24 protein-coding genes and 1 riboswitch are annotated in these 25,560 nt (G+C 35.9%); of the genes, 23 read left to right on the top strand and 1 reads right to left on the bottom strand.

Annotated elements, in window-relative coordinates; translation table 11 throughout:
* Positions 1 to 132 precede the first annotated feature (132 nt).
* The 8 genes from uvrC (at position 133) to AB5359_RS02060 (ending at position 9,297) form a co-directional block, all read left to right on the top strand.
* Positions 133 to 1,935 (top strand): excinuclease ABC subunit UvrC, encoded by a 1,803-nt coding sequence (uvrC, locus tag AB5359_RS02025; RefSeq protein ID WP_003648692.1) that lies wholly within the window; start codon positions 133 to 135, stop codon positions 1,933 to 1,935.
* 108 nt (positions 1,936 to 2,043) lie between these two features.
* Complete coding sequence (gene obgE / locus AB5359_RS02030; RefSeq protein ID WP_020807039.1) at positions 2,044 to 3,330, top strand: GTPase ObgE; 1,287 nt, start codon at positions 2,044 to 2,046, stop codon at positions 3,328 to 3,330.
* A gap of 30 nt (positions 3,331 to 3,360) precedes the next feature.
* The gene (locus AB5359_RS02035; RefSeq protein ID WP_048686575.1) at positions 3,361 to 5,286 is read left to right on the top strand and encodes an acyltransferase family protein; all 1,926 of its coding nucleotides are present in this window, start codon (positions 3,361 to 3,363) and stop codon (positions 5,284 to 5,286) included.
* A gap of 13 nt (positions 5,287 to 5,299) precedes the next feature.
* Complete coding sequence (gene rnz / locus AB5359_RS02040; protein ID WP_003648695.1) at positions 5,300 to 6,229, top strand: ribonuclease Z; 930 nt, start codon at positions 5,300 to 5,302, stop codon at positions 6,227 to 6,229.
* 4 nt (positions 6,230 to 6,233) lie between these two features.
* On the top strand, positions 6,234 to 7,028 hold the full coding sequence (locus AB5359_RS02045) for an SDR family oxidoreductase (protein ID WP_039156364.1): 795 nt from the start codon (positions 6,234 to 6,236) through the stop codon (positions 7,026 to 7,028).
* A 9-nt stretch (positions 7,029 to 7,037) separates the two neighbouring features.
* Positions 7,038 to 7,364, top strand: coding sequence for a lipopolysaccharide assembly protein LapA domain-containing protein (locus AB5359_RS02050; RefSeq protein WP_003648697.1), 327 nt, complete (start codon positions 7,038 to 7,040; stop codon positions 7,362 to 7,364).
* 116 nt (positions 7,365 to 7,480) lie between these two features.
* Entirely contained in the window at positions 7,481 to 7,672 is a 192-nt protein-coding gene (rpmF, locus tag AB5359_RS02055) for a 50S ribosomal protein L32 (protein ID WP_003648698.1), read from the top strand.
* Positions 7,673 to 7,731: 59 nt separating this feature from the next.
* Complete coding sequence (locus AB5359_RS02060; protein ID WP_077410412.1) at positions 7,732 to 9,297, top strand: bifunctional UDP-sugar hydrolase/5'-nucleotidase; 1,566 nt, start codon at positions 7,732 to 7,734, stop codon at positions 9,295 to 9,297.
* A 64-nt stretch (positions 9,298 to 9,361) separates the two neighbouring features.
* On the opposite strand, the gene AB5359_RS02065 is transcribed toward AB5359_RS02060, so the two are convergent.
* Positions 9,362 to 9,562: a YjzD family protein gene (locus tag AB5359_RS02065; RefSeq protein WP_003650447.1), complete on the bottom strand. Its 201-nt coding sequence runs from the start codon at positions 9,560 to 9,562 to the stop codon at positions 9,362 to 9,364.
* A gap of 102 nt (positions 9,563 to 9,664) precedes the next feature.
* On the opposite strand from AB5359_RS02065, the gene AB5359_RS02070 reads away from it, so the two are divergent.
* The 15 genes from AB5359_RS02070 (at position 9,665) to AB5359_RS02140 (ending at position 25,525) form a co-directional block, all read left to right on the top strand.
* On the top strand, positions 9,665 to 12,781 hold the full coding sequence (locus AB5359_RS02070) for a DNA polymerase III subunit alpha (RefSeq protein WP_077410410.1): 3,117 nt from the start codon (positions 9,665 to 9,667) through the stop codon (positions 12,779 to 12,781).
* A 174-nt stretch (positions 12,782 to 12,955) separates the two neighbouring features.
* Entirely contained in the window at positions 12,956 to 13,915 is a 960-nt protein-coding gene (gene pfkA, locus AB5359_RS02075) for a 6-phosphofructokinase (RefSeq protein ID WP_003648703.1), read from the top strand.
* 34 nt (positions 13,916 to 13,949) lie between these two features.
* The gene (pyk, locus tag AB5359_RS02080; protein WP_003648704.1) at positions 13,950 to 15,719 is read left to right on the top strand and encodes a pyruvate kinase; all 1,770 of its coding nucleotides are present in this window, start codon (positions 13,950 to 13,952) and stop codon (positions 15,717 to 15,719) included.
* 113 nt (positions 15,720 to 15,832) lie between these two features.
* The gene (locus AB5359_RS02085) at positions 15,833 to 16,726 is read left to right on the top strand and encodes a S1 RNA-binding domain-containing protein (protein WP_048686580.1); all 894 of its coding nucleotides are present in this window, start codon (positions 15,833 to 15,835) and stop codon (positions 16,724 to 16,726) included.
* Positions 16,716 to 17,606, top strand: coding sequence for a site-specific tyrosine recombinase XerD (xerD, locus tag AB5359_RS02090; RefSeq protein WP_368280139.1), 891 nt, complete (start codon positions 16,716 to 16,718; stop codon positions 17,604 to 17,606). The genes AB5359_RS02085 and xerD overlap by 11 nt, the downstream gene beginning before the upstream one ends.
* 5 nt (positions 17,607 to 17,611) lie before the next feature.
* The gene (locus AB5359_RS02095; protein WP_048686583.1) at positions 17,612 to 17,974 is read left to right on the top strand and encodes a hypothetical protein; all 363 of its coding nucleotides are present in this window, start codon (positions 17,612 to 17,614) and stop codon (positions 17,972 to 17,974) included.
* Complete coding sequence (locus AB5359_RS02100; RefSeq protein WP_048686584.1) at positions 17,967 to 18,710, top strand: ScpA family protein; 744 nt, start codon at positions 17,967 to 17,969, stop codon at positions 18,708 to 18,710. Before AB5359_RS02095 ends, AB5359_RS02100 begins: the two co-directional genes overlap by 8 nt.
* On the top strand, positions 18,700 to 19,290 hold the full coding sequence (gene scpB, locus AB5359_RS02105; RefSeq protein ID WP_048686586.1) for an SMC-Scp complex subunit ScpB: 591 nt from the start codon (positions 18,700 to 18,702) through the stop codon (positions 19,288 to 19,290). The genes AB5359_RS02100 and scpB overlap by 11 nt, the downstream gene beginning before the upstream one ends.
* 1 nt (position 19,291) lies before the next feature.
* Entirely contained in the window at positions 19,292 to 20,011 is a 720-nt protein-coding gene (locus AB5359_RS02110) for a pseudouridine synthase (protein WP_048686588.1), read from the top strand.
* Positions 20,012 to 20,072: 61 nt separating this feature from the next.
* Complete coding sequence (locus AB5359_RS02115) at positions 20,073 to 20,813, top strand: LysM domain-containing protein (RefSeq protein ID WP_035429661.1); 741 nt, start codon at positions 20,073 to 20,075, stop codon at positions 20,811 to 20,813.
* A 71-nt stretch (positions 20,814 to 20,884) separates the two neighbouring features.
* Positions 20,885 to 20,995, top strand: a riboswitch (FMN riboswitch).
* Positions 20,996 to 21,074: 79 nt separating this feature from the next.
* Complete coding sequence (locus tag AB5359_RS02120) at positions 21,075 to 21,668, top strand: ECF transporter S component (protein WP_003648712.1); 594 nt, start codon at positions 21,075 to 21,077, stop codon at positions 21,666 to 21,668.
* A 105-nt stretch (positions 21,669 to 21,773) separates the two neighbouring features.
* Positions 21,774 to 22,439, top strand: coding sequence for a (d)CMP kinase (cmk, locus tag AB5359_RS02125; RefSeq protein WP_039156388.1), 666 nt, complete (start codon positions 21,774 to 21,776; stop codon positions 22,437 to 22,439).
* Positions 22,440 to 22,501: 62 nt separating this feature from the next.
* A complete protein-coding gene (rpsA, locus tag AB5359_RS02130; protein ID WP_020807025.1) occupies positions 22,502 to 23,701 on the top strand; it encodes a 30S ribosomal protein S1 in 1,200 nt (399 codons plus the stop codon).
* Positions 23,702 to 23,777: 76 nt separating this feature from the next.
* Positions 23,778 to 25,085 carry a ribosome biogenesis GTPase Der gene (der, locus tag AB5359_RS02135; RefSeq protein WP_368280134.1) on the top strand — a complete coding sequence of 436 codons (1,308 nt, stop codon included), beginning with the start codon at positions 23,778 to 23,780 and terminating at the stop codon, positions 25,083 to 25,085.
* A 164-nt stretch (positions 25,086 to 25,249) separates the two neighbouring features.
* Positions 25,250 to 25,525 carry an HU family DNA-binding protein gene (locus tag AB5359_RS02140; RefSeq protein WP_003647403.1) on the top strand — a complete coding sequence of 92 codons (276 nt, stop codon included), beginning with the start codon at positions 25,250 to 25,252 and terminating at the stop codon, positions 25,523 to 25,525.
* Positions 25,526 to 25,560 lie beyond the last annotated feature (35 nt).

Genomic DNA, 25,560 nt, shown 5'->3' on the forward strand with positions numbered 1-25,560 from the left:
CCTTTCATTTTGTTTACTTAACTATTTTATAAAAAGATATGGTATAAGGTAAATAAAAAAGACATCTTACTTGGTTTTAAGAAGGAACGTGATAAAATACTATGGGAATTTTATAGGAAGGAAAAATAATTGATGGCAACGGAACACATTGAAAATAAACTAAAGCTTTTACCAGATAAACCAGGTTGCTATTTAATGAAAGATATAAATGGCAATGTGATTTATGTGGGAAAGTCTAAGAATTTAAAGAACCGCGTTCGTTCCTATTTTAAGAGTAAGCAAGTTGGCCGGCGGGCTGAACTTGTTCGTGAAATTCGTGATTTTGACATTATTACAGTTTCATCTGATAAAGAATCTTTTTTACTGGAAATTACTTTAATTAAAAAATATCAACCATACTATAACGTCCAACTAAAACAAGGTACGGGTTACCCATATATTGAAATTACTAACGAAAGGGACCCGCAAACTCGTTTAACATCAATTGTTCATAAAGATCATGGCTACTATTTTGGACCGTATCCAAATGTTTATGCGGCTCAAGCAACGCTTAAGTTTATCCAAAAGGTTTGGCCGCTAAGAAGATGTTCAGGTCATCAGGGACGCCCGTGTCTTTACTATCATATGGGACAATGTCTCGGTGCATGCTTTAAAGAGGTCCCAAAGAGCGCTTATGACAAGCAAATAAGAAAAATAAAGCGTTTCTTAAACGGCGATATTTCACAAGTTAAGCAAGACTTAACTGAAAAAATGACTCAGGCTTCAATGGATTTGGAGTTTGAGCGGGCGGCTGAATTTAGAGATCAGTTAAAATATATTGAACAAACTGTTGAAAAACAAAAAATTATTTCTAATGATCATACCCAGAGAGATATTTTTAACTTTTATGTTGATAAATCATGGATTTCGATTCAAGTATTTTTCTTAAGACAGGCTAAATTATTACGTCGGGAAACTAGATTATTTCCATTAACAGATACTAATGAACCACAGGATGCATTTGTATCTTTTATTGCGCAATTCTATGGCCAAAGAAATCGTGTTTTACCCAAAGAAGTTTTGGTCCCAGCTGGTATTGATAATGAAGCATTAGCTGAAGTTTTAGGCGTAACTGTAAGAACTCCGCAAAGAGGTCAAAAACGTGCCTTACTAGAGATGGCACATGACAATGCTAAGTTGAAGTTAGATGAAAAATTCCGCTTGTTAGAATTAGGTAATAGAAAAACTAAAGGAGCACAAAAAGAGATTTTTGATGCTTTGGGTTTACCATATGGCCATCGAATTGAAAGTTTCGACCACTCTCATATCCAAGGAGCTGATCCTGTTTCTGCCTTGGTTGTGTTTACTGATGGTGAACCAGATAAACATGAATATCGGAAGTATAAATTGAAAGGCGAAGTAGAACACCAAAATGCGGCTGACGAAGTAGGAAATACACGTGAAGTAGTGAGAAGGCGTTATAGTCGTCTTTTGAAAGAACACAAGAAAATGCCTGACCTGATTTTAATGGATGGTGGTCAAATTCAGGTTGATGCTTGCTTAGATGTGTTGAGAAATGAATTAAATGTCAATATTCCTGTAGCAGGGATGGTTAAAGACGACCATCACCGCACTAATCACTTGATTTTTGGTGATCCTACTCAAGGAGAAGAATTAAAGCTAATTCCTTTAAATCCGAAATCAGAAGGATTCTACTTAATGACAAGAATTCAGGATGAAGTTCACCGCTTTGCAATTACTTTTCATAGAAGAACTCATGCTAAAAATGCACTTTCAAGTAAGTTAGATGAGATAAAAGGGATTGGTCCTAAGTCTAGAAATAAGCTTTTGCGAAAGTTTGGATCTTTAAAGAAAATCAAAGAAGCTTCAATCGAAGAATTACGAGATGCGGGTTTAACTCTTCCACAAGCGCAAACTGTTAAATTGAGTTTGTAAAATAACGAGAAAAGACCTGATTTAATAGGGCTTGATATGGTATCATAGTTAAGAAACTTTAAGAATTTTTTTTAATTATAACTTGATATATAAAAGGAGGCATACTTAATGTTTGTCGACCAAACAAAAATAGATGTACAAGCAGGAAAAGGTGGCGATGGAGCAGTTGCTTTTCGTCATGAAAAATATGTTCCACTTGGCGGTCCGGCTGGTGGAGACGGCGGACGAGGCGGCAGTATTATTTTAGTCGCTGATTCCGGTTTGAGAACTTTAATGGATTTTCGCTTTAGACGTAAGTTTAAGGCAGATAATGGTGAAAATGGCCGCATTAAATCCCAATATGGTCGCGGAGCTAAAGATGTCCGCTTAAAAGTTCCAATGGGAACAAGTGTCTACGACTTTAATACCGGCGAACTTTTAGGTGACTTAGTTAAAAATGGTCAAGAGCTTGTAGTTGCTCATGGCGGAAAGGGAGGCAGAGGCAATATTCACTTTGCTACCCCAACCAGAACAGCTCCAGAAATTGCTGAAAATGGTGAGCCAGGAGAATTTCGAACCTTACGCTTAGAATTAAAGGTATTGGCAGATGTAGGACTAGTAGGATTTCCATCAGTTGGGAAGTCAACACTTCTATCTGTTGTAACTAAGGCAAAGCCGAAGATTGCAGCTTATGAATTTACTACTTTGACACCAAATTTAGGAATGGTCGTTTTGCCAGACGGACGAGACTTTTCAATGGCAGATTTACCAGGATTAATTGAAGGTGCATCTAAGGGTGTTGGACTTGGAATTCAATTCTTACGGCATGTTGAACGTACAAAAGTAATTTTGCACTTAGTTTCAATGGATCCAAATAATGGTAGAGATGCTTATGAAGATTATGAAACTATTCGTAAGGAATTAGCAGGCTACACTAAGGACTTAACAAGTAAGAAAGAACTTATTGTAGCTACGCAAATGGATATCCCTGGTAGCGAAGAAAAACTTGCTGAATTTAAGAAGAAATTAGGAGATAAGACGGTATATCCTATTTCTAGTGTTACCCATCAGGGTGTTAGCGAACTAATGGGTAAGACAGCAGATCTAGTTGAAGAAGTTGCAAAAGAAGAAGCTGAAAAACCAGCAGAAATTAAAGTTGCCGAAAAAGAATATGTTTATAAAAAGCCTGAAGATGATGGATTTAAGGTTGAACGAACTGGTGAGCATAGCTTTGTCGTTACTGGCAATAAGTTAGAGCGTCTTGTTCAAAGAACTAATCTAGATCATACTGATGGAATTATGCTTCTTGCTCGTAAATTAAAGCGGATGGGTGTAGATGATGCTTTAAGAGAAAAGGGAGCAGTAAATGGTGACGATGTATCAATAGCTGACTTCACTTTTGAATTTGTAGATTAATAAAATTTAAAAAAGTTGGGAGTAAGACTTTTGAAAAGAAAGAACCGTTTTATTACAGGCTATGCCGGACTTCGTGCTTTAGCTGTTATTGGAGTAATTCTATATCACCTTAATCCAAATCGATTTATGGGTGGATATTTGGGTGTGCCGATATTTTTAGTACTATCTGGATATTTAGTTACGGACCACATGTTTCATGCCTATGAAGAGCGGGGAAAGTATGACTTTAAGTCTTTTTATGTAAGAAGAATTAAGAAATTATACCCCCAAATGATTGCTCTTTTATGGGGATGTAGTGCCTATATCTTACTTTTTCAGCAAAATCTTTTAGCTAAATTAAATCAAATAGTAGTTGCCAACCTATTAAATGTTTATAATTTTTGGCAAATCAAGAATGGTCAGAGTTATTTCGAGCGTTTTGCTTCCAATGAATCTCCCTTCGTTCATTTATGGACAATGTCAATTGAAGGGCAGTTTTATATTATTTGGCCACTAGTAGTTTTTCTATTAGTTAAATTAGCTAAAAAGAAAAAAATAATTTTTTGGATTATTACAGCCTTAACTGTATTTTCAGCTTTAGAGATGGCGTTTTTATTTAAGCCAGGTATTGATACAAGTAGAATTTACTATGGAACAGATACGAGATTCTTTTCATTAGGCCTGGGTGCAATGTTAGCCGTCTTTTGGCCAACATGGAAGTTAAATGCCAACCTTGAAAAAGGCGATAGACGACTCTTAAACGTAATTGGAGCAATAGCCTTAGTCGGTATTTTATTGATGTCTACTAGTCCGATTTTTAATCCACAAAAAGCTTTTGCTTACCGTGGCGGGATGTTTTTATTCTCTTTAGTAACAATGATTTTTGTAGGGGTAATTGCTCATCCTGGTAGCAGCTGGAATAAGTGGTTGACTAATCCTGTATTTAGCTGGATTGGTTCACGGTCATATGGAATTTATTTATATCAGTTTCCAGTGATGATCTTTTTTGAAGATAAGGTTAAAGATATTGCAGACCATGTAATTTTGTACCATTTAATCGAAATTATATTAATTTTAGTAATTGCAGAATTAAGTTATCGTTTTATTGAAAAACCATTTGGACGAATTGATTGGGAAAAATTGCGTCAGTTTTTATCAAAAGCCCTAAATTTACAAGCTAACCATTATCAATCAAAAGCTTTATTTTCGACTGGAATAGTTGTCTTTATTTTAGGTAGTTTTGGAATTCTTAAGGCACCAACTGTAAAAGCCGAAAATCCTAATCATTCAGAACTAGCAACTCAAATTAAATCAAACCGAAACAAGCAACTGAAAAAGAATAAAAAGTTAATTAAAGAAGCACAGTCTAAAAAGAAAAAGTCAACAACTTCAAAAGCAGAAATTTTAGCGCAAGCTAAAAAAGCAGCAACAACTAAACCCGTGAATAAAGATTTTGAAAAATATGGTATTTCTCAAGTTGACTTGCAATTAGCACAAAAAATTCAAGTAACTGCAATTGGGGATTCTGTAATGGCAGGCTCTAGTCAAAACTTGCAAAAACTAATGCCACATTTAATTGTTGATGCAGCTGTTTCTAGACAACTTGGTGACACAATTCCACTTTTTGAAGAGTATAAGAAAAAAGGTGCTTTAAATAATAATGTCTTGATCGGTTTAGGAACAAATGGTGTTTTTGCGCCTAAAGAACTTGATCGTTTAATGCAAATTATTGGACCAAAGCGACAAGTTTTTTGGATTAATACGCATGTTCCGACACGTGATTGGCAAGATCAAGTTAATGGTGAATTGGATGCAGCAGCGAAAAAATACCCTAACTTAACCATTATCAAATGGCATGAGTTTGCCGGGAGTCATCAAGATTGGTTCTATGATGATCATACGCACCCAACTACAGAAGGATCAAAGTTTTATAGTGCCTATGTAACTAAAACATTGGTTACGAAAGGAAAATATTAGAAATAGGGTTTTCATGGAAATACAATTTTTAGGAACAAGTGCTGGGCAGCCGTCAAAGAGTAGGAATGTTTCTTGTACCGCACTTAAATTATTAGATGAATTAAATGAAGTATGGTTATTTGATGTAGGCGAAGCTACACAACATCAAATTTTAAAGACTAATATTAGACCTAGAAAGGTGACGCGAATTTTTATTTCGCATACTCATGGTGATCATATTTTTGGTTTGCCAGGTTTTCTTTCATCTCGTTCTTTTCAAGGCGATGGTGGTCCATTAACAATTTATGGGCCTGCCGGAATTGAACAATTTGTGCAAACTTCTTTGAGAGTTTCAAAAACTCGGGTATCATATCCAATTAAATACGTTGTTTTAAAAGAAGACGGTTTAATTTTTGAAAACAATCTTTTTGCCGTCTACACTGCTCGACTAGATCACCGTGTACCAAGTTTTGGTTTTCGTGTGGTTGAAAAGCCACGTCCTGGTGAGTTGCTAATGGATAAGGTGGCAGAATATAATGTGCCAAACGGTCCGCTTCTTGGTCAACTGAAAGCTGGAAAGACGATTACGTTGAGTGATGGTCAAAAGTTAGATGGACGGGATTTCCTTGGTAAAGAGCGTCCAGGCCGAGTTGTTACGATTATCTATGATACGCGTCCAACGGAAAATATTGGCGAATTAGCTGATCATGCAGATGTTCTAGTTCATGAATCTACTTTTAATGGTGATGAAGAAAAAATGGCTCATCGTTATTTCCATTCAACCTGCTTAGATGCTGCTCGTATAGCGAGAGATCATCATGTAGGAAAGCTTTATTTGACTCATATTTCTGCGCGCTATACAGGAAAAGCAGGTAAGCAACTAGAGCATGAAGCGAGAAAAATTTTTAAACATACTCGTTTAGCCAATGATTTAGACAGTTTTGAAATTACATTGAGGGGATAATAATATGAGTAATTCATTGAGGGATAAAGTCGTAGTAGTTACTGGAGCTTCAAGTGGTATTGGACGCTCGATTGTGTTAGAGAGTGCAAGTCGCGGCGCCACTGTCATTTTAATGGCCCGTCATCAAGATAAATTAGAAGAAATTGCTAATGAAGCTCGTCAACTTTCAGGAAACGACGTATTTGTATTTCCAACTGATATTAGTAAAGCTGATCAAATTGATCGTGCCTTTAATGAAATTATTAGTCATGTTGACCATATTGATTATCTAGTTAATGCAGCTGGTTTTGGCGTCTTTAAAGAATTTTTAGAGACTTCACCTCAAGTAGTAACTGAAATGTTCCAAACTAATGTCTTAGGCCTAATGTACTTTACTCGTCTTGTTGCTCGAGTAATGATTGACCAAAAAGCTGGCCAAATTATCAACTTCGGTTCGATTGCTGGAATTGTACCTACTACTAAAACTGCAGCATATAGTGCAACTAAGGCAGCTATTATTCAATTTTCAAATGTTTTACGTTTAGAATTAAAGCCATTTGGTGTTAAGGTTATGACAGTAAATCCTGGACCAGTTTACACTAATTTCTTTAATATCGCAGATGAAAGTGGATCTTATGCAAATAATGTACAACGTTTTATGCTCGATCCTGATGATGTAGCTTGGCAAGTAGTTCATTTCTTTGGTTCTAATCGTCGCGAATTGAATTTACCATTAAGTCTAGCTACTTTAGCAAAACTTTATCAGATTTTCCCACGCATTGGTGATTGGGCAAGTTTAAAGTTTGCTAGTAGAAAGTAGGAGATAATAATGAATAAGCAAAGAAATTTAGTAATTGGGCTAATAATTGTTTTAGTGCTTGTAATTTTCGCCTGTTTAAATACTGAACCAGTGGCAATTAATTTTGGCTTTTTCCAACCTAAAATGCCGTTGATAATTGTTTTAGTTATTATGCTTTTACTAGGTGCTTTAGTTTCACTTCTAATTGGAAAAGGAGAAAAAGTTTCTCCTGATGTAAAAAAAGCACTAGCAAAACAGAAGAAAGAATTAGATAATAAATACCAGAGTGAAATTGAATCTAAAGATAAACAGATTGCTGAATTAAAGAAAGTTAACAATTCTGAAGCTACAAAATAAGATTGGACTTGATTTATCAGCTCTTAGATTGTATTATTGAAATACGTGAGTATTTAGTGAATTTGTTTATTTAAAGGTTCGCAAGTCTCAATTCTATAAAAAAGGAGATCTAACTAATGGCAGTTCCTGCAAGAAAAACTTCTAAGCAAAAGAAACGTTCACGTCGTGGTCATATTAAATTAACCACACCAGCAATGCATTACGATGCTACTACTGGTGAATACCGTTTAAGCCACCGCGTTTCACCAAAGGGCTTTTACAAAGGCCGTCAAGTTGCTAATGAAAAAAAGCAACAAAATAACGATTAATTAAAGACACCGTGGGGTGTCTTTTTTTATGTAATTTTTGATTAAAGGAATAGGTATTAATGAAATTAGTTATATTACACTCAAGTGATACGCATGGCTTTTTGATGCCAACTAATTATCAAAATAAGGACAACTATGATGCTCCAATTTCTCTTAGTCGCGTAAGTAGCGTGGTTAAAAGTGAAAAAGAAAAATATGGTGCAGACAATGTCCTAGTTACTGATAGCGGAGATTGTCTACAAGGTTCCCCCTTAGCTAGCTATACTCAAAAGTTGCCTGAAGACGAAGGATTGCGTAAATTTACTGAAGCTTATAATGAAGTGGGATATGATGCACGTGCATTAGGTAACCATGACTTTAATTATGGTTTGGATTATTTATCGTACTATGTCGATAACAATCGTGCTCCATTTATCAATGATAATGTTTTAGATGCAGATACTAATGTACCTTTCTTTGGAAAAGAATATACAATTGTTGAAAAAGCTGGTCTAAAGATAGGTATTATGGGAATTACTACTCAGTATATCTCTCACTGGGAGTCAGAGGATCATATTAAAGGCTTAAAGTTTGTTTCTGGTTATGAAGTACTTGCTAAATTAGCTAAAAAATTGCGTCCACAAGTAGATATTCTTTGTGCTCTATATCATGGTGGTTTTGAAAGTGATCCATTGACTGGTAAAGTAACTGAGCCTCATACAGGCGAAAATGAGGGCTATAAGATTTTAACTGAAATCCCGGAAATTGATGTCTTTTTAATTGGACACCAACATCGTCGCTTGAACTTAGTTACTCGTAACACGGCCATTGTTCAGCCAGGCTACCGCGGAGGAGCAGTAGGTAAAGTGATCATTGATTTTGATAAAGACAAGAATGGTAAAGTTAAAATCAATGATATGACTACCGAATTGATTGATAGTAAAGATTATGCACCAGATCCAGCAATTGAAAAGATCGTTAAGAGTCTTGATGAAGAAACACAAAAATGGCTAGATCAACCTATTGCGCATTTATCTGAACCTGCACCAATTGATGATGCTATCAAAGGCAGAATTGAGGGAGCACCTTTTATCAATCTTATTCAACAAATGCAACTTTGGTTTACTGGGGCAGATGTTTCAGCAACAGCAATTATGTCTGAATCTGCCCATGGCTTTTCAAAGAATGTAACAATGCGCGAAGTATTATTAAACTATCCATATGCAAATCAACTCTGCATTGTTAAGTTGACTGGAAAAGAATTAAAAGAAATTATTGAATATTCAGCTGGATTCTTAGAAAAAGATAAAGACGGTAAAATCAAATTTATTGATCGTTGGATTACACCTAAGCCAATGCTTTATCATTTTGATCTTTTCTACCCAGTAAAATATGAAGCTGATCTTTCAAGACCAGTTGGTCATCGATTGACTAAAGTAACCTTAAATGGGAAAGATCTTGAAGATGATAAGGTATACAAGTTAGCTGTCAATAATTATCGTGCTTTAGGTGGAGGATTTTATCCAGCTTACAGCATGGATAAGATTGAAAAGATCTTTGATCAGGACTACGTTCAAATGTTTAGCGAATACCTAACTCATGGTGATATTAAAGTAGATACTGCTAAAAACTACAAATTTTATTAATTAAGGTACTAAAAAAGCTGTTTCATTACGAAACAGCTTTTTAAAATATTCAAATTTAGTTCAATTAAAGTTTGTTGTACTTACTCTTGTCTTTGTAACTCTTGGCAGTAATGGCGGGAATAATAATTGCGAATAGCAAGCCAAAGACTGCGCCAATAATCAAAGATTGCATAGGATTAAATTGCATCTGAGTTAAAGATGCAGCGATAAAACCGATAACTTCGCAAAAAATGCATGACCAAACCATAGTAATAATATAGCGCATAATTTCTCCTTCTTTCGCTAGGTATCTTAGCAAAAATAAGAGTTTTACGCAAGCCAAGAAGAGAGAATTTGCTATACTTAAATTATTAGAAAGGGTGAGTATATGGGAGCAGTGAGTCTGCAAAACCTTAGTAGTTTTACATTACTGGAGAGTCCAACTAAAGTTAAAGATTTAGCTGAAAACGCAAAGAAAAAAGGTTATTCTGCACTCGCCTTGACGGATGTAAATATTACCTATGGCTTAGTTAATTTTTATAAAGCTGCAAAAGAAACTGGAATTAAGCCTTTATTAGGGATGCAGTTAAGAATCAACGGCTTGGTTGACCAGGCAAATAAGTATGATTTAATTGTCATTGCTAAAGACGATCAAGGATATAAGAATATTTTGCGTTTATCAAGTGCGGTCAATCTTTTAACCGAAAATGGTGAAAAAGAAAATGTTTTAGAGCTTGAAGAATTAAAAAAATATCTCGGTCACTTAGTTATAATTACGCCTAGTAACATACATAGCGAACTAAAGATGCTGCAAGCTAACAATCCTAAAATGGGAGCTAATTATATCCGTACACTGAAAGATTCTGTTCCTACATCTTCATCAATTTATTTAGGCATTTATGCTGATCAAGGACAGCAAGAATATATAAATTATCTTCGTTCATTAGCAACGCAATTTGAGCTATTGTTAACCGCGGTTGAAGACGGACAATATCTTAATCGTAACGAACAATTTTTAAGAAGAACCCTGCAAGCTATTAAGAGTAACACCCATTTAGAAAATGTGGAGCAATTAGCTAAGCAAGCTGGTTCGCATTACTTAAAAAATAGCGAAGAATTGCAGGTTAATTATCGAAAATTTGGGATTGAAGATGCTTTAGAAAACGCTGAAAAAATAGGTCAAATTTGCAGTGCTCAGATTACGTTTCAAGATCCTCAATTGCCAAAGTTCAAACAAAATAAGTTTCCAACATCAAAAGAATATTTGCATTCATTAGCACAAAATGGACTTGCTAAAAGATTTAAGGGAAGGATTCCGGAAAAATACCAAGCAAGATTAGATTATGAACTAAAAGTAATCAATGAGATGGGATTTGATGATTATTTTCTTATTGTGTGGGATGTGATGAACTTTGCCCATAGTGTTCACATTACAACTGGACCTGGACGAGGCTCAGCTGCTGGTTCACTTGTTTCATATGCTTTAAGAATTACTGAAGTCGATCCACTTGAATATAATTTGTTATTTGAACGTTTCTTAAATCCCGCTCGTCAACAAATGCCAGATATTGACTTAGATATTCCAGATAATCGACGTGATGAAGTAATAAAATATATGTTTGAAAAATATGGAATGAATCACGCCGCCCAAATTTTAACCTTTGGTACTTTGGCTGCTAAGCAAGTTCTAAAAGATGTTTGTCGTGTTTTTGGACTAAATAAAGTTGAAACCTATCGCTGGTTAGATGCAATCCCGCATGCAAAAGGAAAAATCACTTTAGCAGAAGCATATCAAAAATCAAAAGAGTTACAGCTTTTAGTTAATACAAATGCTTTTAGTAAAATTCTATTTGCGACTGCTGAGCATTTAGAAAATTTGCCGCGTCATTATTCAATTCATGCTGCCGGTTTAGTAATCACTGATGATTCATTAGCAGAGATTGTGGGCTTACAGGCGGGACCTTTAGGAATACCTGTAACGCAGCAAACCAAATTAAATGTTGAGTCCTTAGGATTATTGAAAATTGACTTTTTAGGCTTAAGAAACTTAACTATTTTAGGCAATATTATTGCAGCATTAAAGTCAGAAGGAGTTGAAATTGATCCTAATCAGATTCCGTTAAATGATCAAGAAACGCTTGCTTTATTTCAGCGTGGTGACACAGATGCCGTCTTCCAATTTGAATCCGATGGAATTAAGCGCGTTTTAGAGCAGCTTCATCCTGACAGTTTTGAAGACATTGTCGCTGTAAATGCTTTATATCGCCCAGGTCCAATGAATAATATTGGTCATTTCATTAATAGAAAACATGGCAAGGAAAAAGTTCAATATCCTGATCCTAGCTTAAAAAAAATCTTAGGACCAACTTATGGCGTTTTAGTTTATCAAGAGCAAGTTATGCAGACGGCTCAAGTTTTAGCTGGTTTTTCTTTAGGTGAAGCCGATCTTTTAAGGCGAGCTATGTCTAAGAAAAACGCTGATGTGATCCAAAAAGAACGAGAGAAGTTTATTCAAGGCGCTGTAAAACTTGGCAGACGAAAAGAGATAGCAGAGCAGGTTTATGATTATATTGCTCAGTTTGCTAATTATGGATTTAACCGTTCGCATGCAGTTGCATATAGTAAAATCGCCTTTTGGCTTGCCTATTTTAAGGTTCATTATCCTGGCGCTTTTTATCTTTCTCTTTTGAACAGTAATATTGGTAATCGTAATAAGATCGCTCAATACTTGATGCAAGCACAAGAAGCTGGAATTAAGACTTTGCCACCAGATATTGAGAACAGTAAGGCGGATTTTTCGCTTGAAAACGGCAAAATTTTAGTTGGCTTGAAGGCAGTTCGCGGATTAAGAAGTGATTTGCTGAAACAAATATTAGAAATTAAGCGTCCGATTAAGTCAATGACTGATTTCTTGTGGAAGATTGATAATAATTTGTTGAGTGCTGATGCTATTGCAAACTTAATTAAAGCAGGTGCTTTTGATCGACTAGCTCCAAATCGAAATGAACTTTTAAAAATAAATAAAGACCTAGTTGAAAGTGTAAAGATGGCAGGTTCAAATTTATCTTTATTTGAAACTTTGGAGCCCAAAATCGAAGAAGAAAAAATGCCAACTGCTGCTGAAAAATCAGCGATGGAAGTAGAAGCAATGGGCTTTAGTACTGGAATTAACCCAATCATTGCTGTTCAAAAATATGCTAGAAAGTATAACGCAAAAAGATTGCAGGCTTTTGAAAACAATGAACAGGGGATTGCAGTTGGCAAATTAATGAAGATAAAGCAAATCACCACTAAAAAAGGTGATAATATGGCTTTCGCGGTCTTTAGCGATAGTAGTGGCGATAAAGATTTTACGATCTTCCCTCAGGTATGGGAGAAAGTAGGAGAAAATTTAAAGATTGGCGAAATATATTTATTGCAGGTGAAGACGCAAAGTGATCGCTTTAGTCCGACAAAGACGCAGTTTTTACTTTTAAATGCTCGCAAAGTTAATTTTAAAGATTAATTTAAAACTTTTAAATTCTAGCAAAATAGATTCTGATAGGATTGAAAGCGAAAACATTTATTTAGCAGACTTTATTAACGAAAAAAATAGGATTATTTTTGAAGACAATGAGTTAAAAAAATGGTACGATAAAACCGATGTGAGTAAAACACAGAAAATCGTAGAGGTGAATTCATGAAACGGATTGGTATTTTAACTAGTGGTGGAGATGCCCCTGGTATGAACGCTGCCATTAGAGCTGTTACACGTACAGCTTTGGCAAACGGTATCGAAGTTTGCGGAATTCGTTATGGATATGCTGGTTTAGTTGCTGGCGATATTTTCCAAATGACTTCTGAAACAGTTGCGGACAAGATTAACCGCGGCGGTACCTTTCTTTATTCAGCTCGTTTCCCAGAATTTAAGGAAGAAGAAGTTCAACTTAAGGGAATCGAACAATTAAAGAAGCACGGAATCGATGCTTTAGTTGTCATCGGTGGTGATGGTTCTTACCATGGTGCATTGAAGCTTACAAGACATGGCTATAATGCTATTGGTCTTCCTGGTTCAATCGACAATGATATTCCTTACACTGATTTCACAATTGGCTTTGACACTGCATGTAATACTGCAATGGAAGCTATTGATAAAATTCGTGATACTGCAACAAGTCACCAACGTGTATTTGTTGTAAATGTTATGGGTCGTGATTGTGGAGATATTGCAATGCACGTTGGTGTTGCTACTGGCGCAGATGCAATTGTTATCCCAGAAGAACCTTATGACATTAAGGAAATTGCTGAAAACTTGAAGCAAGGATTTGCTAATGGCAAGAAGCATGGAATTGTTGTTTTAGCAGAAGGTGTTATGGACGCTAATAAATTTAAGGATGAACTTCTTAAGTATGGCGACTTTGATGCTCGTGCTAATATCTTAGGTCACATGCAACGTGGTGGAAGCCCAACAACTCGTGATCGTGTATTAGCAAGCGAAATGGGTGCTTATGCTGTTAAGTTGTTACTTGAAGGTAAAGGCGGCTTAGCTGTTGGAATTGAAAACAACAAGCTTTCTCACCATGATATTCTTGATTTGTTTGATGCAAAACACCACGGTAATTATGCGTTATACTCATTAAACAAAGACTTAGCCAAGTAGTTTTTGATTTTGTATTATAGGAGATTTTTTCAAGATGAAGAAAACTAAAATTGTTAGTACTTTAGGGCCAGCCTCAAACGATGTTGAGACTATTACTAAATTAGCTGAAGCAGGTGCAAACGTATTCCGCTTCAACTTCTCACACGGTGACCACGAAGAACACCGTGCACGTATGAACATGGTTCGTGAGATTGAAAAGAAGACTGGTAAACTTCTTGGCATTGCTCTTGATACTAAGGGTGCCGAAATTAGAACTACTGAACAAGAAGGCGGCAAGTTCACTATTAACACTGGTGACACTATCCGTATTTCTATGGATGACACTAAGAAGGGTAACAAGGACATGATCCACGTTACCTACGATGGACTTTACGATGATACTCATGTTGGTGGTCACGTATTAATCGATGATGGTTTAGTTGACCTTTTGATTAAGGAAAAAGATGACACTAAGAGAGAATTAGTTTGTGAAGCTCAAAACACTGGTTTAATTGGTTCTAAGAAGGGTGTTAACGCTCCTGGTGTTGAAATTCGCCTCCCAGGTATCACTGAAAAAGATACTAACGATATTAAATTCGGTTTAAAGGAAGGTATCAACTTCATCTTTGCTTCATTTGTTCGTAAAGCACAAGATGTTCTTGACATTCGTCAATTGCTTGAAGAAGCACACTGTGAATACGTAAAGATCTTCCCTAAGATTGAATCACAAGAAGGTATTGATAACATCGATGAAATCTTAAAGGTTTCTGATGGTTTAATGGTTGCTCGTGGTGACATGGGTGTTGAAATTCCATTTATCAATGTTCCATTTGTACAAAAGGAATTAATCAGAAGATGTAACGCATTAGGTAAGCCAGTTATTACTGCTACTCAAATGCTTGACTCAATGCAAGAAAACCCACGTCCAACTCGTGCCGAAGTTACTGACGTTGCTAACGCTGTTCTTGATGGTACTGACGCAACTATGCTTTCAGGTGAATCTGCTAATGGTCTTTACCCAGTTAAAGCTGTTAAGGCTATGGCTGAAATTGACATGCGTACTGAAAAGCAACTTGCTAAGCGTAACAAGTTAGCTCTTCAAAGATTTGAAGAATACAAGGGTTCAAACGTTACTGAAGCTATTGGTGAATCAGTTGTTAGAACTGCTGAAGAATTGGGCGTTAAGACTATTATTGCAGCAACTGAATCTGGTTACACTGCACGTATGATTTCTAAGTACCGTCCAAACGCTGATATCATTGCTATGACTTTCGACGAAAAGATCGAACACTCATTAGGTGTTGTTTGGGGTGTAAAGCCAATGTTGGTTGAAAAGCCTAAGACTACTGAAGAAATGTTTGACAAGGCAGCAGAACTTGCTAAAGAAACTGGTCTTGCAAAAGACGGCGACTTGGTAATTATCGTTGCTGGTGTTCCTTTGGGTGAAACTGGTACTACTAACTTGATGAAGTTACAATTGATCGGTACCCAACTTGTTAAAGGTTTAGGTGTTGGTGAACAATCAGTTATTGGTAAAGCTGTAGTTGCAACTTCTGCTGAAGAAGCAAACAGCAAAGTTCAAGATGGTGACATTTTAGTTGCTAAGACTACTGATAAGGATTACTTACCAGCAATCAAGAAGGCTTCAGGTATGGTAGTTGAAGCTTCAGGTTTAACTAGCCACGCAGCTGTTGTTGGTCTTTCACTTGGTATCCCAGTTGTTGTTGGTGCTACTGATGCAGTTGAAAAGATCAAGGATGGTTCTAAGATTACTGTTGATGCTCGTCGTGGTGCTGTTTACCAAGGTGAAGCAACTAACCTTTAATCTAAATTAATTAGCTTATTAAAATAGTCAGCGAAAGCTGGCTATTTTATTTTTGTCTTTTTTTCCTTATACTATATAGGTGACAGACAAATTAGAAGGATTGAGGCGCTGATATGTTAGGTGAAATAAGAAAAGGAAAAGTTACTGATGAAAATCAAACTGCTTTTTATGTACAGGTTGATGGCGTAACTTTTGAATTAAAGAAAATAGAAGTTACACAAGATGAGCCAATCCATTTAGGTGACGAAGTACAGGGCTTTATCTATGAAAATAAAGATAAAAAGAAGGAAATGACGCAATTTTATCCTTTTGCTCAAAAAGATCAGTATGGTTGGGCTACAGTAACTGAAGTGCGCCGTGATTTGGGTGTATTTTTAGATATTGGATTAAATGATAAAGACGTTGTTGTTTCTTTAGACGATCTTCCACTTGAAAAAGATCAATGGCCAAAGAAAGATGATCGTTTGTTAGTACGCCTTGAGACCGATGATAAGGAACGTATTTGGGCTAAGATGGCAGAAGAAGATGTTTTTGAACAGTTAGCTGCCAATTTTCCTGCGCATTTGGAAAACAAAAATATGTCTGGTACTGTGTACCGTAACTATGAAGTTGGATCTTTTGTAATTACTGATCAATATTACTTAGCCTTTGTCCATAAGTCTGAAATGTTCCGTCCCTTGCGTCTAGGGCAAAAAATTAAGGCACGCGTAATCGGGGTTAGTCAATATGGTAGATTGAATTTGAGCGTTCTTCCTCGAGGCTTTGAGGAGATTGATGATGATGCTCAAATGATTTTAGTAAGTTTACGCCGTGAAGCAACTAAGACCTTACCTTTTTATGATAAAAGCGATGCTCAAGAAATTAAGAATCACTTTGGTATCTCTAAGTCAGCCTTTAAACGCGCTTTAGGTCATTTATTAAAAAATAGATTAATTACTGAAGATAAAGATGCAGGAACAATTAGCTTGGTAGAAAAAGATGAATCAGACACAGACGATGAAGGATAATTTAGAAGATTATTTACGTTTCAGTCAAGTGGAACGTGGCTTAAGTCCTAATACCATTATTTCTTATCGAACTGATTTAGAAGAATATTTAGATTATTTACAAGATCAAAATGAAACAAGCTGGGAAGTTGACTATTTAGTTGTTGACGCTTTTCTTGCTACGCAAAAAGACAAGGGCAAGGCAACAACTTCAATTAGTCGAATGATCTCTAGTTTGAGAAAATTCTATCAATGGCTCTTAAGACAGGATATAATTGAACGTGATCCATTAATAAAAATCGATTCCCCAAAAAGTGAACGAAGATTGCCAACCGCTTTAAGAGAAGAAGAAGTAGATAAATTACTTGCGGCTCCTGATACGAATACGCCATTAGGAATTAGAGATCGTGCGATGCTAGAGTTACTTTACGCAACTGGAATGCGGGTGAGTGAATTAATAAATTTACGAACTGGTGACATTCATCCCGATTTAAAAATTATTAGAGTTCTTGGTAAAGGTTCAAAAGAACGACTTGTACCAATTACTGAAGTTGCTTTATCGTGGCTTGAAAAGTATCAAAAGGATGTTAGGGATGCTCAAGTACTAAAAAGCGGTCAATTTACTGATGTAATTTTTCTAAACAATCATGGTCATCAACTAACGAGACAGGCTGTTTGGCAGAAGATAAAAAAGTATTGTCAGCTGGTTGGAATAACTAAAAATGTTACTCCCCATACTTTGAGACATACTTTCGCTACTCATTTGCTTGAAAACGGGGCAGATTTGCGTGTAGTTCAAGAAATTTTGGGTCATAGTGATATTACAACTACGCAGATCTATACTAATCTGACGCAGAAGCATATTTTGGAGGTTTATAATCAAGCACATCCACGTGCTTAAATATTATGATCAGCAAATATAAAAAAGACTATGAAAAAACTGTAATGGGATATTTGTCTTATCTTCCAGATTTTAAAAATATTAAGAACTTACAAGAAGAGATGAAGTTATATACTAGTGATTCTAATCAATTTGAAGTTCTTATTTATAAAGAAAAGGGTAACGCAAGAGGTATTATTGGCATTCAAGAAGAAAAAAACTTTATAATTATTCGCTATCTATCTCTTGATCCAACAATGCGTGATTCAGAAACCAAACGCTTGGTAATGAAAGATCTAAAGCATCTTTATCCTGATAAAATGATTACCGCTTTACCTGACTGGGCCTTTTTATTAAGCTATTTAAAGGAAGATAAGACCGATGAATAATGTCGATGAATTAACTTTAGATCTTCCAAATTTTACGGGACCATTAGATCTACTTTTGCACTTAATTAGATCACAAAAGATAGATATTTACGATATTCCAATTGCGAAGATTACTGGACAATACTTAGCTAATTTGGCTCGCTGGCAGACTTTAGACTTGCAAATTGCTGGCGAGTATTTTGTGATGGCATCAACTCTTCTTAGAATTAAATCGCAATATTTACTTCCCAAAAATGACTTTGTTGAAGAAGATCAATATCAGGAAGACCCGCGTGCTGAACTAGTTGAGCAGCTGGTCCAATATTCAGTTTTTCAAAGAATTGCGGAATACTTTAAGAAACGAGATGAAGAAATGCCAATTACTGTGGCTAAAGATCCATCTGTTTCGCCTAAAAAAGAAGTTGAGCCTCTTCCCTTAGGAAAAATTACAAGTGATGAGCTGGCTAATACTTTTAAAGTCGTTTTGGAGCGTTTTAAATTAAGAAAACCACAAGTGGGACAAATAGAAGTTCATGAAACTTCAATTGAAGAAATGACGACATTTTTAAAGGATAAACTTCACCATAGAAAAAAGGTTAGCTTTTTTGACTGTATTAAGAATTTTCAGGATCTTGATCAGGTAATTGGGTTGTTTTTAGCAGCTTTAGAATTATGTCGTGATCATAAAATTTTAGTAAAGCAAAATAGAGACTTTGGTGACCTAGAATTAGAGAAAGTTGAGACTAATGGCAAGTAAAGAAGCACAATTAGAAGCTCTCCTTTATGCAGCAGGGGATGATGGTTTGGAAACAGATAATTTATTACAATTATTAGAAATTTCACCATCGGCATTACGAGAGTTAGCAAATCATCTAAAAGATCGACTTAAAAATGATGAGAACTCTGGCTTACAACTGATCTGCATTAATCATACTTATAAATTAACTACCAGTGCGGAATGCGGGAATGTTATTTCTAAATTTTTCCAAAAAGATTTATCGAAGAATTTAAGTCAGTCAGCTCTTGAAATACTTTCAATTATTGCATATCGTCAACCGATAACACGGGTTGAAATTGATGATTTACGAGGTGTTAACTCATCAGGAGCATTGCAGACTTTAGTTTGGCGTGGACTGATTAAAGTAAATGGTAAAAAAGACGTACCTGGCCACCCTAACTTATATGTGACTACAGACTATTTCTTACAGTATTTTAACTATGAAAGTTTGGCTGATTTACCAGTAATAGAAGAGTTTGAATCAGATGACAATCCTGTGAACTTATTTGATCAGGATGAGAGAAGTAGCAAAGAAATAAATTTTGATGAAGGAGAGTAAAATGGCTGAAAGATTGCAAAAAGTAATTGCACAAGCCGGCGTTGCGTCAAGACGTAAGGCTGAGAAAATGATTACAGCTGGGCAAGTAACTGTTAATGGTAAAAGAATTACTGAGCTGGGAACGAAAGTTGAACCGAGCGACAAAATTGAAGTAAATGGAGTTCCAATTGAGAAAGAAACACTCCACACATATTTGTTTTACAAACCTCGTGGCGTAATTTCTTCAGTAAAAGATGATAAGGGCAGAAAGACTGTTGTCGATTACTTTGAAGATGTACCATATCGCTTATATCCAGTTGGTCGTCTTGATTATGATACTTCAGGCTTATTATTAATGACTAATGATGGTGAATTAGTTAATAAGTTGATGCATCCTCGTAATGAAGTGCCAAAGGTTTATGTGGCAAAAATTAAAGGACTTCTTTCTCCAGAAGATATTCACTCTCTTACACATGGGGTTCGAATTGATGGACGTAAGAGTGCGCCAGCAAAATTGAAGATTCTGAAGACTGATGAAAAGAAAAATACTCAAATTGTTCAATTAACAATTCATGAGGGGCATTATCACCAAGTTAAGAGGATGTTTGAAGCAGTTCATCATTTTGTTGAAAAATTATCTCGTGAAAAGTATGCTTTCTTGACTTTAAAATCACTGACTTCAGGTGAATATCGCGAATTAACGCATGAAGAAGTCTCTCGGTTAAATCACTTATCTGACTAACGTTACTTGTCAAGCTATGATAAAATAAAACTAATAATCTATAATTGTGGAGGATTTTGGAATGAAGGAAAATAAATCTCAGGACAATCAAGAACCTAAGGGTCCTTACAAGCATTTTGAACGTCCGACAACGTCTAGAAGTGCGATGCATCATCGCCACCGTTCAGAGCCTGCACCCGAACCAACTCCTAGTCGTCCAGATAAGAACTCTAAGGGTACAAACCATAGTCAGTTATGGGCTGGGTTGATTATAGTTGCAATAATTTTGATTGCCTTGATTCCGATTGTTTCTTCAAAGTTGCACTCTAATTCTAATAACTTGGCTGAAAAGAGTGTTAAAGTTTCAAAGAGTTCTTCTAAGTCTCATAAATCTAAGAGTAAAAAGCCTAAGCGTAGTTCTTCGAAGAAGAGTAAGTCTAAGAGTAGTGTGAAGAAAGAAGAGAAGAAATCGTCAAGCCAATCTCATGACGTAACTCCAGCTGTAACTAGTCAGTCTCAAAGTAGTCAAACTAGCCAAAGCAGTACCCAATCTTATGCTTCTAGTGCTAGTCAAACTACTACTCAAGGTCAAACTCAACAAGCAAACCAAAATTCATACCAAAATAATCAAAATACCTGGCAGAATAACAGTGGAAGCAGCTCATCACAAAATCAAGCACCAAGTTCTTACACTGTTCAAGAAGGCGATTCTTTATCAAAAATTGCTCGTGAAAATAACACTTCAGTGCATCATTTAGAGCAGCTTAATGGTTTAGAATCAGCTGATAGTATTAGTATTGGTCAATCAATTAAACTTAAGTAATTAAAAAACATTATTATTTACAATTTAGTTAAGAAGTATTATTATTTACTTGTAAAAAGTAAATAAAAGGATGTTGTCTTCAGGGCAGGGTGAAATTCCCGACCGGCGGTTAGAGTCCGCGAGCTACGATGTAGTTGAACCTTAGGTACCGATAGTTAAAGTCTAGATGGAAGAAGACAGACTAAAAAACTAAACATGATTTAGATTAATAAGGTCTGTTGCTGAGGCAACAGACCTTTTGTATGTTATGGAGGAATCATCATGCAAAGAAAAACTAGTTTAAGTCATGTCAGACTTGCTTATTGGCTTGCTTGGGCAATGATTGGTGCATTGGCATTTTTAATTATGAAAATTGAAGTCCCAATTATTCCAGGCTTTGATTATTTGAAGATGGACTTTTCGGATTCACTTGTTGCCTTGAGCACCTTAGTTTTTGGACCATTGGGCGGAACAATGATTGCACTCTTTAAGTCATTATTGAGTCTTTTTATTTCTGGTTTTAATCCAATTTCAATGATCGGACAACTGGCTGCGTTTTTAGCAAGTTTAGCTTATATCTTGCCATTTTATTTCATCAGTAAAAAACATGAGGATAAAGTAAAATATCAAATTTTTGGTTTAATTGTCGGTACACTAGCTTTAACGGTAGTAATGTCACTAGCAAATTATTTTGTTCTAACTCCAATGTATATTTCTTTAATGGGATTTAAGTTAAACTCATCACTTTTAACTTACGTTGTTTCTGCTATTATTCCTTTCAACTTAATTAAGGGTTTGATTAACAGTATTGTTGTTTTGATTTTAGCGAAAACTTTATTACCTGTTCTAGAGAAGTTTGTAAGACGTAATTTCTAAAATATTTTCTAAAAGAATTATGTTTAGCCAGAAGTCGAGTGACTTCTGGTTTTTGTTTTATGGTAGAATTTACTTTGAATGAAAAAGAAAGGACTCAATTTTTTAATGCAAGTAGCTATTGATGGTCCTGCATCAGCGGGGAAGAGTACAGTTGCTAAAATTATCGCGCATAATTTAGGCTATATTTATATCGATACTGGTGCAATGTATCGAGCATGTACATTAATTGCACACGACAATCACGTTGACTATGGGGATGAAAAGGCGATCTTAGACCTGGTTGACAAGAGCACAATTGAATTTAAGCAAGAAGATGGAGAACAGAAGGTTTATGTAAATGGCAAGGATGTATCAATTGCCATTAGAACTCCAGAAATTACTGAGAATGTTTCTCAAGTGTCAGCCTTGAAGTCAATTCGTGAAAAGATGGTTGAATTACAGCGTGAAATGGCTGGTAAACATAATGTTATTATGGATGGCCGTGATATTGGGACGACAGTTTTACCAGATGCTGAGGTAAAAATCTTCTTAATCGCTAGTGTGGCATCAAGAGCTAAGAGACGCTTTTTAGATTTTCAAGAAAAAGGAATTCACCAAGACTTGAAAGATATTGAACATGATATTGAAGTTCGCGACTATAAAGATTCTCATCGTGAAATTTCACCATTAAAAAAAGCAGCGGATGCAATTGAATTAGATACAACAAACCTTACTATTGATGAGGTTGTAGCTAAAATCAGCGAGATAATTCAAAAAAAGCAAAAAAATTAAACAAAAGTGTGGAAAAAAGACATCAAGTACTTTAAAATAAAGTATGATATTGGGAGGTAATTATGACAGATAATAGTAATCAATTCTTAGATGCTCTAAAAGAAATGCAGGGAGTTGAAGTCGGCAACATTGTTAACGTTGAAGTTTTAAGTGTTGAAGATGGACAAATCGCTGTTGGTGTTGAAAATGCAGGTGTTGAAGGTGTAATCACTAAACGTGAATTCACTAATGACCGTAACGCAGATTTGAACCAATTGGTAAAACCTGGTGATAAGTTTGAAGCTTTAGTTCTTAGAAGAGCTGGTGGCGATAAAGAAAACGGCGAATTCTTCTTCTCAGTTACTCGTTTGAAGGAAAGAGAAGCTTACAAGGAATTAGAAAAGGTCTTTGAAGAAGGCAAGACTGTTGAAGGTACTGTAACTGGTGCTGTTCGCGGTGGTTTATTAGTTGACGTTGGTACACGTGGTTTCTTACCAGCATCACTTATTTCTAACCGTTACGTTTCTGACTTGAAGCCTTACATTGGCAAGAAGATGAACTTGAAGATCACTGAAATTGATCCTAACAAGAACAGATTAATTCTTTCAAGAAAAGACTTAATCGAAAAGGAACGTGAAGAAGCATTCGAAAACGTTGCTTCTCAATTAGTTGTAGGTGATACTGTTGAAGGTAAAGTATCACGTTTAACTGGTTTTGGTGCCTTTGTTGACGTTGGTGGTGTGGACGGTTTAGTTCACATTTCAGAAATTTCTTACAAGCATGTTGACAAGCCAAGTGATGTATTGAAGGCTGGTCAAGATGTTAAGGTTAAAGTTATCGGTATTGATGACGATAGACACAGAATCTCCCTGTCAATTAAGCAAACTTTACCATCCCCATTTGAAGAAGCTACTGAAGGTTTACATGAAGGCGACATCATTGAAGGTGAAGTTAAGACTTTAACTTCATTCGGTGCATTCATCGAAGTAGCTGATGGAATCCAAGGTTTAGTACACGTTTCAGAAATTGCTAACAAGCACGTTGATAAGCCAAGTGATGTTTTAAAGGTTGGTCAAACTGTTAAAGTTAAAGTTTTGAGCGTTGACCCAAGTGACAGAAGAATCTCATTGTCAATCAAGCAAGCTGATCCTAATGCTGCTAAGAGTGAAAACTCACGTCCACGTCGTCGTCAAGATTCTGTAGCTGATAAGTACATGAATGACAATGACAACGGTTTTGCTTTAGGTGACATTATTGGTGATCAACTTAAAGATAAGGATTAATCGTCATTCGTCTAAAAAAGCTGACTCCGGTCAGCTTTTTTTATTTCTTAGATAAATAGAAAGGGGTAGAAATAATATGTCATTACCCATCGTTGCATTAGTTGGACGACCAAATGTTGGTAAATCAACTATTTTTAATAGAATTATTAATTCTCGCGTAGCTATTGTCGAGGATAAAGCTGGCGTCACCAGAGATAGAATTTATGCTCGTGCTGAATGGATGGGCCATGAATTTATCCTAATTGATACTGGTGGTATTACTTTAGACTCCGGTGAAATCGAAGAGCAAATTAAGGCTCAAGCTGAAATTGCGATTGATGAAGCTGATGTAATTGTCATGTTGGGAGATGTGACCCAACACATGACTAATATGGATGAAACAATTGCTAAGATGCTTTATCGAACTAAGAAGCCAATTATTTTAGCAGTTAACAAGGTTGATAATCCTGAACAAAGAACTGATATTTATGATTTCTATAGTTTAGGTTTGGGCGACCCAATTCCTGTTTCTGGTAGTCATGGAACTGGTATGGGTGATTTACTTGATGCAATTGTTGGTGAATTCGGCGATAAGGCCAATCAACATGAAGATGATTCGATTCGATTTAGTGTAATTGGTCGTCCTAATGTAGGAAAATCCTCACTAGTAAATGCTATTTTAGGTGAACAACGTGTAATTGTTTCTAACATCGAAGGGACAACGAGAGACGCCATAGACACGACTTTTACTAATGATGGGCAAAAGTATACTATTGTCGATACTGCCGGAATTAGACGCCGTGGCAAGGTCTACGAGAAGACTGAAAAGTATTCAGTTCTAAGAGCAATTAGTGCTATTGAAGAAAGTGATATTACACTTTTAGTTTTAGACGCTAGCACAGGCATTCGTGAACAAGATAAGCATGTTGCTGGCTATGCTCACGACGCAGGCCGAGGAGTAATTATTGTCGTAAATAAGTGGGATCTTCCTAAAAAAGATAGCACAAGCATGAAGGACTTTGAAAATACAATTAGACAGGAGTTCCAATACTTGGACTACGCTCCAATTGTTTTCGTTTCGGCAAAGACTGGTCAAAGAGTTCCTGATATTTTGAAACTAGTTAAAGAAGTTCACGATAATCAAACTCGTCGCATTAAGTCTAGTGTCTTGAATGACTTGCTACTTGAGGCAACCAGAATTACGACAACGCCACTTGTTAACGGAAAGAGATTAAGAATCTACTACATGACGCAAGTTGCAGTAACTCCGCCGACATTTGTTGTTTTTGTAAATGATCCAGAATTATTGCACTTTTCATATCAGAGATTTTTAATTAATCAATTGCGCCAAAACTTTGATTTTGTGGGAACACCAATTAAAATCTTAGCTAGAAAACGTAAATAAGCCTAAAATTTCAAAAAAATAGGGATATATCTGCGAAAAAGCTTGCAACTAAGCGTCTTAGTGTGCTAATTTTATTGCAGGGAATAAATGAATAAATCATTTTTCTTATTTTTTAAAGGTTTTGTTTTAAAATACTATTAGTTCATTTCAGGAGGTGAAGTGGAATGGCAAACAAGGCAGAATTAGTTTCTGAAGTTGCTGCTAAAACTGACTTAACCAAGAAAGAAGTTGCTGCTGCAGTTGATGCAATCTTTAGCTCTATTCAAGAAGATCTTGCTAAAGGTGAAAAAGTTCAATTGATCGGTTTCGGTACTTTTGAAGTACGTCACCGTGCAGCTCGTAAGGGTCGTAACCCACAAACTGGGGCTGAAATCGAAATCCCAGCTTCTAAGGTTCCTGCATTCAAGCCAGGTAAGGCTCTTAAGGATGCTGTTAAGTAATTGTTCAGTTACTAGCAAAATAAAAACGTGCTAAG

The organism is Lactobacillus sp. RTP31084st1_F9_RTP31084_210423, from assembly GCF_040919545.1.
In the GTDB taxonomy this organism is placed as follows: domain Bacteria; phylum Bacillota; class Bacilli; order Lactobacillales; family Lactobacillaceae; genus Lactobacillus; species Lactobacillus paragasseri.

What these genes read in the sequence shown, in the direction of transcription:
- uvrC (WP_003648692.1), top strand. Translation starts at nt 133, where the DNA reads ATGGCAACGGAACACATTGAAAATAAACTAAAGCTTTTACCAGATAAA.
- obgE (WP_020807039.1), top strand. Translation starts at nt 2,044, where the DNA reads ATGTTTGTCGACCAAACAAAAATAGATGTACAAGCAGGAAAAGGTGGC.
- rnz (WP_003648695.1), top strand. Translation starts at nt 5,300, where the DNA reads ATGGAAATACAATTTTTAGGAACAAGTGCTGGGCAGCCGTCAAAGAGT.
- AB5359_RS02045 (WP_039156364.1), top strand. Translation starts at nt 6,234, where the DNA reads ATGAGTAATTCATTGAGGGATAAAGTCGTAGTAGTTACTGGAGCTTCA.
- AB5359_RS02050 (WP_003648697.1), top strand. Translation starts at nt 7,038, where the DNA reads ATGAATAAGCAAAGAAATTTAGTAATTGGGCTAATAATTGTTTTAGTG.
- rpmF (WP_003648698.1), top strand. Translation starts at nt 7,481, where the DNA reads ATGGCAGTTCCTGCAAGAAAAACTTCTAAGCAAAAGAAACGTTCACGT.
- AB5359_RS02060 (WP_077410412.1), top strand. Translation starts at nt 7,732, where the DNA reads ATGAAATTAGTTATATTACACTCAAGTGATACGCATGGCTTTTTGATG.
- AB5359_RS02065 (WP_003650447.1), bottom strand. Translation starts at nt 9,562, where the DNA reads ATGCGCTATATTATTACTATGGTTTGGTCATGCATTTTTTGCGAAGTT.
- AB5359_RS02070 (WP_077410410.1), top strand. Translation starts at nt 9,665, where the DNA reads ATGGGAGCAGTGAGTCTGCAAAACCTTAGTAGTTTTACATTACTGGAG.
- pfkA (WP_003648703.1), top strand. Translation starts at nt 12,956, where the DNA reads ATGAAACGGATTGGTATTTTAACTAGTGGTGGAGATGCCCCTGGTATG.
- pyk (WP_003648704.1), top strand. Translation starts at nt 13,950, where the DNA reads ATGAAGAAAACTAAAATTGTTAGTACTTTAGGGCCAGCCTCAAACGAT.
- AB5359_RS02085 (WP_048686580.1), top strand. Translation starts at nt 15,833, where the DNA reads ATGTTAGGTGAAATAAGAAAAGGAAAAGTTACTGATGAAAATCAAACT.
- xerD (WP_368280139.1), top strand. Translation starts at nt 16,716, where the DNA reads ATGAAGGATAATTTAGAAGATTATTTACGTTTCAGTCAAGTGGAACGT.
- AB5359_RS02095 (WP_048686583.1), top strand. Translation starts at nt 17,612, where the DNA reads ATGATCAGCAAATATAAAAAAGACTATGAAAAAACTGTAATGGGATAT.
- AB5359_RS02100 (WP_048686584.1), top strand. Translation starts at nt 17,967, where the DNA reads ATGAATAATGTCGATGAATTAACTTTAGATCTTCCAAATTTTACGGGA.
- scpB (WP_048686586.1), top strand. Translation starts at nt 18,700, where the DNA reads ATGGCAAGTAAAGAAGCACAATTAGAAGCTCTCCTTTATGCAGCAGGG.
- AB5359_RS02110 (WP_048686588.1), top strand. Translation starts at nt 19,292, where the DNA reads ATGGCTGAAAGATTGCAAAAAGTAATTGCACAAGCCGGCGTTGCGTCA.
- AB5359_RS02115 (WP_035429661.1), top strand. Translation starts at nt 20,073, where the DNA reads ATGAAGGAAAATAAATCTCAGGACAATCAAGAACCTAAGGGTCCTTAC.
- AB5359_RS02120 (WP_003648712.1), top strand. Translation starts at nt 21,075, where the DNA reads ATGCAAAGAAAAACTAGTTTAAGTCATGTCAGACTTGCTTATTGGCTT.
- cmk (WP_039156388.1), top strand. Translation starts at nt 21,774, where the DNA reads ATGCAAGTAGCTATTGATGGTCCTGCATCAGCGGGGAAGAGTACAGTT.
- rpsA (WP_020807025.1), top strand. Translation starts at nt 22,502, where the DNA reads ATGACAGATAATAGTAATCAATTCTTAGATGCTCTAAAAGAAATGCAG.
- der (WP_368280134.1), top strand. Translation starts at nt 23,778, where the DNA reads ATGTCATTACCCATCGTTGCATTAGTTGGACGACCAAATGTTGGTAAA.
- AB5359_RS02140 (WP_003647403.1), top strand. Translation starts at nt 25,250, where the DNA reads ATGGCAAACAAGGCAGAATTAGTTTCTGAAGTTGCTGCTAAAACTGAC.